This window comes from Pseudomonas sp. CM25 (assembly GCF_013179705.1).
In the GTDB taxonomy this organism is placed as follows: domain Bacteria; phylum Pseudomonadota; class Gammaproteobacteria; order Pseudomonadales; family Pseudomonadaceae; genus Aquipseudomonas.
Genome location: NZ_JABMCW010000242.1, coordinates 1 through 8,773 on the forward strand (window position 1 = coordinate 1; position 8,773 = coordinate 8,773).

At 62.9% G+C, this 8,773-nt stretch carries 7 protein-coding genes; 2 read left to right on the forward strand and 5 right to left on the reverse strand.

The annotated features are described in order from the left end of the window. Positions 1-129: 129 nt before the first annotated feature. The 4 genes from pstA to HP546_RS21410 form a co-directional block, all read right to left on the reverse strand. Positions 130-1,746 (reverse strand): phosphate ABC transporter permease PstA, encoded by a 1,617-nt coding sequence (gene pstA, locus HP546_RS21395; protein ID WP_172229204.1) that lies wholly within the window; start codon positions 1,744-1,746, stop codon positions 130-132. Between the two features lie 71 nt (positions 1,747-1,817). After that, positions 1,818-4,106 carry an ABC transporter permease subunit gene (locus HP546_RS21400; RefSeq protein WP_172229194.1) on the reverse strand — a complete coding sequence of 763 codons (2,289 nt, stop codon included), beginning with the start codon at positions 4,104-4,106 and terminating at the stop codon, positions 1,818-1,820. Between the two features lie 140 nt (positions 4,107-4,246). Then, a complete protein-coding gene (locus HP546_RS21405; RefSeq protein WP_172229196.1) occupies positions 4,247-5,245 on the reverse strand; it encodes a phosphate ABC transporter substrate-binding protein PstS in 999 nt (332 codons plus the stop codon). Between the two features lie 141 nt (positions 5,246-5,386). Next, the gene (locus HP546_RS21410; protein WP_172229198.1) at positions 5,387-6,676 is read right to left on the reverse strand and encodes an MFS transporter; all 1,290 of its coding nucleotides are present in this window, start codon (positions 6,674-6,676) and stop codon (positions 5,387-5,389) included. A 361-nt stretch (positions 6,677-7,037) separates the two neighbouring features. On the opposite strand from HP546_RS21410, the gene HP546_RS21415 reads away from it, so the two are divergent. Both HP546_RS21415 and HP546_RS21420 read left to right on the forward strand, forming a co-directional pair. Further along, the gene (locus tag HP546_RS21415) at positions 7,038-7,436 is read left to right on the forward strand and encodes an acyl-CoA thioesterase (RefSeq protein ID WP_003253317.1); all 399 of its coding nucleotides are present in this window, start codon (positions 7,038-7,040) and stop codon (positions 7,434-7,436) included. A gap of 71 nt (positions 7,437-7,507) precedes the next feature. Then, the gene (locus HP546_RS21420; protein ID WP_172229200.1) at positions 7,508-8,404 is read left to right on the forward strand and encodes a D-hexose-6-phosphate mutarotase; all 897 of its coding nucleotides are present in this window, start codon (positions 7,508-7,510) and stop codon (positions 8,402-8,404) included. Between the two features lie 93 nt (positions 8,405-8,497). On the opposite strand, the gene HP546_RS21425 is transcribed toward HP546_RS21420, so the two are convergent. Beyond that, positions 8,498-8,773 (reverse strand): DUF3299 domain-containing protein (locus HP546_RS21425; protein ID WP_172229202.1); only part of this gene is annotated, 276 nt, incomplete at its 5' end.

Here is an 8,773-nt window from a genome sequence, read left to right on the forward strand (position 1 = left end):
CTTGTCGCGACCCAGGGCGGACATGTCGATGCCGTGAGTGTGGGAATCTTGCTGCATGGTCAACTCCATACGCTATCAATTCGTTTCAAAGGGCCGCCCGGCTCACGGGCGGCACGCTTGCAGGCTGGGTCAGCTGTCGAGCGCCTTGTACTTCTCGCGCAGGTGGTTACGTATCCACACGGCCGAGAGGTTGAGGGAGGCGATCACCATCACCAGCAACAGCGCAGTGGCGTATACCAGCGGCCGCGCGGCTTCGACGTTCGGGCTCTGGAAGCCGACGTCATAAATGTGGAAGCCCAGGTGCATGATCTTCTGGTCCAGGTGCAGGTACGGGTAGTTGCCATCCACTGGCAGCGACGGCGCCAGCTTCACCACACCCACCAGCATCAGCGGCGCCACTTCACCGGCGGCACGGGCCACGGCGAGGATCATGCCGGTCATCATGGCCGGGCTGGCCATGGGCAGGACGATTTTCCACAGGGTCTCGGCCTTGGTCGCGCCCAAGGCCAGCGAGCCTTCGCGCACGGTGCGCGGAATGCGTGCCAGGCCTTCTTCGGTGGCCACGATCACCACCGGCACTGCCAGCAGCGCCAGGGTCAACGATGCCCACAACAGGCCTGGTGTACCCAGGGTCGGCGCCGGCAGCGCTTCGGGGAAGAACAGCCGGTCGATCGAGCCACCCAGCACGTAGACGAAGAAGCCCAGGCCGAACACACCGTAGACGATCGCCGGAACGCCAGCCAGGTTGTTCACCGCGATGCGGATCAGCCGGGTCACCGGCCCTTGCCTTGCGTATTCGCGCAGGTAGACGGCAGCCAGGACACCGAACGGGGTCACGATCACCGCCATGATCAGGGTCATCATCACGGTACCGAAGATGGCCGGGAAGATACCGCCCTCGGTATTGGCTTCACGCGGGTCGTCGCTGAGGAACTCCCAGACTTTGGCAAAGTAGGTGCCCAGCTTGGTGAACGCGGACATGCCGTTGGGCTGGATCGCGTGCACCACCTTGCTGAGGTTGATTTCCACTTCACGGCCGTTGCCATCGCGGGCCACCAGGCTGTCCCGAGCAAAGGCCTGGTGCAGGCCGCTGAGGCGGTCTTCGATGGCCTTGTAGCGGCTGTTCAGCTCGGCCCGGTCGGCGTCCATGTCGGCCTGGGCGGCGGCGTCCAGCTTGCCGGCCAGCTCCAGCTTGCGGGCTTGCAGGCGCAGGCGCTCGAGGCCATGGTTGATGGCGCCGATGTCCTTCTTCTCCAGCTGCTGCAGCTCACCGTTGAGCTGGCTGGCACGCTTGAGGCGGGCCTGCAGTTCGCTCCAGGCGGCCGGGCCCTCTGCGACCACACGGCCCTGTTCCTTGACGCTGACCAGATAGCCATAGAAGTTGCCCCACTCGCGGCGCTCCAGGGCGATCAGATCGGTCGGGTACTTTTCGTCGACCAGCCAGTCGCCAACCACCCAGGTGAAGTCGCTGCCATTGAGGTCGCGGTTACCCACCTTGATCAGCTCGCGGGTCATGAACTCCGGGCCCTGGTCAGGTACCGGCAGGCCGGCCCCTTTCAGGCGCGCACGGGGTACGTCTTCCTTTTGCACCACTTCGCCGACGACGACGTGGTCAGCCTGGCCGGGCACCTTGTAGGTGGCCTGGACAAGATCGGCCGGCCAGAAGTGGCCCAGGCCGCGGACGGCGATCACCGCCAGCAGGCCGACGGTCATGATCACCGCCATGGCCACCGCGCCGCCGCTCATCCAGACGCCTGGGGCGCCGCTCTTGAACCAGCCTTTGAGGGAATCCTTTTTCACGGATCGCTACCTTTCTATCAAAGCGACGAGTATTTCTTGCGCAGACGCTGGCGAATCAGCTCGGCCAAGGTGTTCATGACGAAGGTGAACATCAGCAGCACCAGGGCGGCCAGGAACAGCACGCGATAGTGGCTGCCGCCGACTTCCGATTCGGGCATTTCCACGGCCACGTTGGCGGCCAGGGTGCGCATGCCCTCGAACAGGTTCATCTCCATCACCGGGGTATTGCCGGTGGCCATCAGCACGATCATGGTCTCGCCCACCGCACGGCCCATGCCGATCATCAGCGCCGAGAAGATGCCCGGGCTGGCAGTGAGGATGACCACGCGGGTCAGGGTCTGCCAAGGCGTTGCCCCCAGCGCCAGCGAACCGAGAGTAAGGCTGCGCGGCACGCTGAACACGGCGTCTTCGGCAATCGAGTAGATGTTGGGGATGACCGCGAAACCCATGGCGATACCCACGACCAGGGCGTTGCGTTGGTCATAGGTGATCCCCAGGTCGTTGGTAATCCACAAGCGCATGTCGCCGCCGAAGAACCAGCTTTCCATGTGCGGGCTCATGGTCAGCGCGAACCAGCCGGTGAACAGGATGACCGGGATCAGGATCGCCGCTTCCCAGCCATCCGGCACCCGCAGGCGGATCGACTCGGGCAGGCGGCTCCAGGTGAAGCCGGCCAGCAGGATGCCGAGCGGCATCAGCAGGAACAGGCTGAACACACCTGGCAGGTGGCCCTCAAGGTACGGGGCCAGGAACAGGCCGGCGAAGAAGCCGAGGATCACCGTTGGCATCGCTTCCATCAGCTCGATCACCGGCTTGACCTTGCGGCGCATGCCGGGGGCCATGAAGTAGGCGGTGTAGATGGCCGCGGCAATGGCCAGCGGCGCAGCCAGGATCATTGCGTAGAACGCGGCCTTCAGGGTGCCGAAGGTCAGCGGCGACAGGCTGAGCTTGGGTTCGAAGTCGGTGTTCGAGGCGGTCGATTGCCAGACGTACTTGGGCTCGTCGTAGTTCTCGTACCAGACCTTGCCCCACAGCGCGCTGAAGGATACTTCAGGGTGCGGGTTGCGCAGGCTCAAGGGCAGCAGCTTGCCGCCTTGCTCGATGATGATGCGGTTGGCCCGCGGCGACAGGGCCAGGATGCCCGGGCCATCGGCCACCGGCTCGACCAGCAGGGTGCGGTGTGCGGTGCTGTGGAACACGCCCAGATTGCCCTCGGCGTCCAGGGCGATGAAGCCCTTGCGGCGCTCTTCGGCATCAATCTGCACAATCGGTGCCTTGTCCATCTGGAAGGTGCGGATCTGCTTGAAACGCGACTCGCCGTCCGGATCACGGGCCATGAACCATTGGGCCAGGCCACCTTTGGAGTCGCCGATGATCAGTGAGATGCCGCCCACCAGCTGAGCCGTGGCGGTGATTTCGGTGTCAGCGCTTTCAGACAACTTGTAGCGGCCATTGAGGCTCTTGTCGCGCAGGCTGAACACGTCCGCGGTAGCGCGGCCGTTGATTACGTACAGCCACTGCTGGCGCGGGTCGATGAAGATGTTCTTCACCGCTTCGGTCATCTGCGGCAAGACGATGCGGTTCTGCTCGGTGGTGACCTCTCCGGTCATCATGTTTTCCGTGCGGGTCAGCTCCATCACCTGCAAGTGCGCGCCGGTGGAGCCGGCCAGCAGCAGGGTGTCATTGTTGACGTTGACGGTGACGTGCTCCAGCCCACGGCCCTGCTCGTCGAGCACGAACGGCTGCTCGCCGTAGGGGTAATCGATGCCGGGAGTGATGGTTTTCTTGTTGTCCGGGTAGGTGATCTTGTAGGTGTGGTGGAACACCAGCGCCTGACCATTGGACAAGCCCAGCACCACCAGCGGGCTGCCCGGCACATCGGTACTGATCGATGTAACCTGGGTATCTGCCGGTACCGCCAAATCGACACGCTTGAGCTCGCTACCGGTCTTGGTGTCGAAAAACAATGCCTGGCCCTTGTCCGAAACGCGCATGCCCACCAGGTTCTGCTCTTCAAGCGCGATCATCAGCGGCTTGCCGGCATCCTGCTGCAGCCAGGTCGGCTCCAGGGCCTTCTTGCTGGTCAGCTCGGCGCCCTGGAACAGTGGCAGCACAACGTAGGCCAGGTAGAAGAAGATCAGGGTGATTGCCGCCAACACGGCAAGCCCGCCCACCAGTACGTACCAGCGGGTCAGGCGATCCTTCAGTGCGCGCATGCGGCGCTTGCGTTGCAACTCGGGCGTATTGAAATCAATGCGCACGGGCTGGGAGTTTTGAGTCATGGTGGAGTTGGCCAGATCATTCATGCGCACACCCTAGCGGTCCCGTGTGACAAAAACATTACAAAGTGGTGACGCACGAAAGCCCGCCGCTCAGGATACCTGGGCGTCGGACTGGAAATTCGTGGACGAGGCCGGGCAGCTGCGCCGGCCTCCTCCTCAGTTACTTACTTCTTTGCGACGTTACCGGCGTGGGACAGGCCCAGGTCAGCCAGGGTCTTGTCGACCACTTTGGCCGGGAGTGGAATGTAGCCATCCTTGACCACGACCTGCTGGCCAGCTTGCGACAGCACCAGCTTGACGAACTCGGCTTCCAGCGGGGCCAGAGGCTTGTTCGGGGCCTTGTTGACGTACACGTACAGGAAGCGCGACAGCGGGTAGCTGCCGTTCAGGGCGTTGGCTTCGTTGTCTTCAACGAACTCGCCGCCTTCTTTCTTGGCCAGGGCTACGGTCTTGACGCTGGCGGTCTTGTAGCCGATACCCGAGTAGCCGATGCCGTTCAGCGACGAGCTGATCGACTGCACCACCGAAGCCGAGCCAGGCTGTTCGTTGACGTTAGGCTTGAAGTCGCCTTTGCACAGGGCTTCTTCCTTGAAGTAGCCGTAGGTGCCCGATACCGAGTTGCGGCCGAACAACTGGATAGGCTTGTTGGCCAGATCGCCGGTCACACCGACGTCGCCCCAGGTCTTCATCTCGGCCTTGCCACCGCACAGGCGGGTGGAGGAGAAGATGGCGTCGACCTGGGCCATGGTCAGGCCCTTGATCGGGTTGTCCTTGTGCACGAACACGGCCAGGGCGTCGACGGCGACCGGGATGGCGGTCGGCTTGTAGCCGTACTTCTGCTCGAAGGCCTGCAGCTCGACATCCTTCATCTTGCGGCTCATCGGGCCGATGTTGGCGGTGCCTTCAGTCAGCGCGGGTGGCGCGGTGGAGGAGCCAGCCGCCTGGATCTGGATGTTTACGTTCGGATATTCCTTCTTGTACGCCTCGGCCCACAGCGTCATCAGGTTCGCCAGGGTGTCGGAGCCTACGCTGGAGAGGTTGCCCGAAACACCGGTGGTCTTGGTGTAGGTCGGGATCGACGGATCGACGGCGGCTACCGCGTTGGCGGTAGCTACGCCCGCGGCGGCGAAGGTAAGGGCCGCCATCAAACGCTTCAGTTTCATGCCTTGCTCCTAGCAGGAATATTGGGGTGTTGGATGGAACGGGCCCAAGTATCGGCAGGCCGCATGAATACGATATGACCTAATTGTGACAAATGGATGAAAGGCCATCACCGAATTCAGTTCTGGCCTATTCCAAGCAGATCAGCGCTTATTGGCGAGCAGGTACAGGCCGACAGCCAGGCCAACCGCACACAAGCCTGCTACATAGTAGGCCGGCGCCATCGGGCTCACCTTCAGCAGCGCCGTCACCACCATCGGCGTCAGCCCGCCAAAGATGGCGTAGGCCACGTTGTACGAGAACGAAAGCCCGCTGAAGCGCACCGCCGCCGGGAACGCCTTGACCATCACGTAGGGCACCGCGCCGATCACGCCCACGCACAGGCCGGTCACCGCATACAGCGGGAACAACAGGTCGGGCCGGGTCGGCAGGCTGTGGTAGAAGCTCCATGAGCTGACCAGCAGCAGCAGGCTGCCGATCACGAACACTCGCCCCGCGCCAAAGCGGTCGGCCAGGCTGCCGGCGCCGATGCAGCCGACGCTGAGCAGCACGATGGCCAGGCTGTTGGCCTTGAGCGAGTCGGTGGGACTGATGTGGTAGAAGCTCTGCAGCAACGCCGGGGTCATCAGGATGACCACCACGATGCCGGCCGACAGCATCCAGGTCAGCAGCATCGACAGGATGATCGGTCCACGGTGGTCACGCAGCACGGCGCGCAAAGGCAGCTCTTCGGCCAGCGCCTTGCGCTGCTGCATCTCGGCGAACACCGGGGTCTCATGCAGCCAGCGGCGCAAGTACACCGAGAACAGGCCGAACACCCCACCGAGCAGGAACGGGATGCGCCAGGCGTAATCGGCCACCTCTTCCACGCTGTAGACGCTGTTGATCAGGGTCGCCACCAGCGAACCGAGCAGGATGCCTGCAGTCAGGCCGGCCGTGAGGGTGCCGCACGCGTAGCCGGTATTGCGCGCCGGTACGTGTTCGGACACGAACACCCAGGCGCCCGGCACCTCGCCACCAATCGCAGCACCCTGGATAACCCGCATCAGCAGCAACAGGATCGGCGCCCACATGCCGATCTGCGCATAGGTGGGCAGCAGGCCCATGATCAACGTCGGCAGGGCCATCATGAAGATGCTCAGGGTAAACATCTTCTTGCGCCCGAGCAGGTCACCGAAGTGCGCCATGATGATGCCGCCCAGCGGCCGCGCCAGGTAGCCGGCGGCAAAGATGCCGAAGGTTTGCATCAGGCGCAGCCATTCCGGCATGTCCGCCGGGAAGAACAACTTGCCGACCACGGTGGCGAAGAACACGAAGATGATGAAGTCGTAGAACTCCAGCGCGCCACCCAGGGCGGACAGCGAGAGGGTCTTGTAGTCACTGCGGGTCAGCGGCCGCGAGGGCTGCTCGATACTGCTCGGCACGGAAGTCATCGCTCGTTGTTCTCTTGGTAGGGCATGCAGGCCGCTTGGCACGCGGCTTCTGGATTGGTAGTGCCGCGAAGATAGCAAATTGCCGAGCCGCGCCGAAAGCGATACAAAAACCAGACAGATATTCATGAATGCGCGGTCGTCGCTGGCCGTTATGCTCTATATACTGGCAATTCGTAGGAAAAGGTTGTTGCTAGTGTGGGATGTTGTGCGAAAACGCCGGTCTTTATGTCAGGCGGTTTCGCAGAGTCTCCCTACGGCCGCCAAGTGAAACGAAATCGGCGTAGTATGTTTCAAGCTGAATCGTTTACCCGGCCTTTGCGCCACACCAACGAAAAGCGTCACGGGTCAGAGGCCCCATCGCATGATTGAGCTCGAACAAGAAGATCCAATCCCGCAAGGCGACCTGGCCTTGCAGATCACCGCACTCCCACGTGAAACCAACGGCTTTGGCGATATCTTCGGCGGCTGGCTGGTTGCCCAGATGGACCTCGCCGGCACTGCCATGGCCAGTCGTGTGGCTGGAGGCCGCGTGGCCACCGTGGCCATCGACCGCATGGCCTTCCTGGTACCGGTCGCCGTGGGCGCGCAGCTGTCGTTCTATACCCAGACCCTGGAAATCGGCCGCAGCTCGATCCAGATGATGGTCGAAGTGTGGAGTGACGACCCGCTGTCCAGCGAATGGCGCAAGGTGACCGAAGCGGTATTCGTGTTCGTTGCCATCGACGGCAGTGGCCGTACCCGCTCCGTGCCTCGTCGCTGAGCCACGCCGGCGGTAAACTCATTGCATGTGCCCGGGTCCAAGGCCCACTGGCAATCAATGAGAAGAACGCAATGGCTACTTTCAAGGTCGATACCGAGCAACATGGCGGACTCAACTGCTGGCGTATCAGCAGCGACCGCGCCGAACTCCTGATCGCCCAGCAGGGTGCGCAGATCCTCAGCTACCAGCGGGTGGGCGAACCACCACTGCTGTGGCTGAGCGACCAGGCCATCTTCGACAAGGGCAAGTCGGTACGCGCTGGCGTGCCAGTGTGCTGGCCGTGGTTCGGCAATCTGCAGCGCAACCCCGAGGCCGTACAGGCCATGTACCGAGGCGAGCAGGCACCTGCTCATGGGCTTGCACGCACCCGTGACTGGCTGTTGCTGGGCGTCGAGGAAGCGGCTGACGGCCTGCGCATCGAATTTGAACTGCCCGACGCGCAGGGTGACTTGCCAGGCTGGCCTCACGATGTCGAGCTGAAGCTGGCCGTGGTCCTGGGTGATGACCTGAAACTGAGCCTGACCAGCCGCAACATGGGCAATACTCCCGTGACCATCAGCCAGGCCCTGCATAGCTACTTCGCGGTCAGCGACGTACGCCAGGCGCGGGTCGAAGGGGTCGAGGGGCTGAGCTATATCGAGACCCTTGCCGACTGGCAACAGCGCCAGCAGCAGGCGGCATTGACGTTTTCCGGGGAGACAGACCGGATCTACCTCGCTACCCCGCAAACACTGAGCATTGTCGATCCGCACTGGAACCGGCGGATTACCCTGACCAGTAGCGGGTCGCGCTCGGCGGTGATCTGGAACCCGTGGACCGAGCGGGCCAGGGAACTGCCGGACATGGCTGATGATGGCTGGCAGCGGATGCTGTGCATCGAGACCGCGAATGTGTGGGACGACCTGGTGGACTTGAAGCCCGGGGCCAGCCACTCGCTGGGGGTAAAGATTGGCTGTGAAATGATCTGAGAGGTGTGTTGCCAGCTCGGGCCTCATCGCCGGCAAGCCAGCTCCCACAAGCTGTGGGAGCTGGCTTGCCGGCGATAAGGCCGGTACTGGCAATCAGAGGTCGGCGTCCTCCACCACCCTCACTTTCCCCGCATCCAGCGCATACGCCGCATCGGCCAGGTCATTGCTGACCTGCTCCACCTTCAGCTTGCCGCTGACCCACAGCGGGGTGTAGATATCGTCAATCCTCAGCCCTTTCGGGTAACGCACCAGCACCAGCTGGTTCGGTGGCGGTGGCGGTACGTGAATGCACGCGCCCGGGTACGGCACCAGGAAAAACAGCGTGCTGTTGCCCTTGGCATCGCTCTCCAGCGGCACCGGGTAGCCGCC